Genomic DNA, 817 nt, shown 5'->3' with positions numbered 1-817 from the left:
AGGAGACTGCCGGTGATAAACCGGAGGAAGGTGGGGATGACGTCAAGTCATCATGGCCCTTACGAGTAGGGCTACACACGTGCTACAATGGCGGATACAAAGTGAAGCGACCTCGCGAGAGCAAGCGGAACACACAAAGTCTGTCGTAGTCCGGATTGGAGTCTGCAACTCGACTCCATGAAGTCGGAATCGCTAGTAATCGTAGATCAGAATGCTACGGTGAATACGTTCCCGGGCCTTGTACACACCGCCCGTCACACCATGGGAGTGGGTTGCAAAAGAAGTCGGTAGCTTAACCTWCGGGAGGGCGCTGACCACTTTGTGATTCATGACTGGGGTGAAGTCGTAACAAGGTAACCGTAGGGGAACCTGCGGTTGGATCACCTCCTTACCTGAGATAGGTTAAGTGCAGTGCTCACACAGATTGTCTGATGAAAGAAGAGAATGACGTTATCGCGATAGGCTTGTAGCTCAGGTGGTTAGAGCGCACCCCTGATAAGGGTGAGGTCGGTGGTTCAAGTCCACTCAGGCCTACCAACTCTACTTATCCTTGGGTCTTCCAATCGCTGCGTGACTCATGTGCTCGCGCGCACTGCGTTACTCGCGTTGAAATACCCGGCGGCTAAGCGAGTTGGTCGAACGGACGATAACGGTGAATTCTGTATGGGGCTATAGCTCAGCTGGGAGAGCGCCTGCCTTGCACGCAGGAGGTCAGCGGTTCGATCCCGCTTAGCTCCACCATACACAAGAAATAGTTCAGAGCATATTGGCGACAGTATGCTGTGAATTATTTTGCTCTTTAACAATCCGGAACAAG

The 817-nt window shown here is 52.5% G+C and carries 2 tRNA genes and 1 rRNA gene; all 3 read left to right on the top strand.

Annotated features, from left to right (window positions below):
• Positions 1-391: ribosomal RNA gene (locus D3222_RS24830) — 16S ribosomal RNA — on the top strand; the annotation flags it as partial.
• Between the two features lie 69 nt (positions 392-460).
• Positions 461-537 (top strand) — tRNA-Ile (locus D3222_RS24825).
• A 128-nt stretch (positions 538-665) separates the two neighbouring features.
• A tRNA-Ala gene (locus D3222_RS24820) sits at positions 666-741 on the top strand.
• Positions 742-817 lie beyond the last annotated feature (76 nt).

Origin of the sequence: Photorhabdus sp. CRCIA-P01, assembly GCF_003545805.1 — a bacterium.
Lineage (GTDB): Bacteria > Pseudomonadota > Gammaproteobacteria > Enterobacterales > Enterobacteriaceae > Photorhabdus > Photorhabdus antumapuensis.
This window is presented reverse-complemented; position numbering and strand designations above follow the sequence as displayed.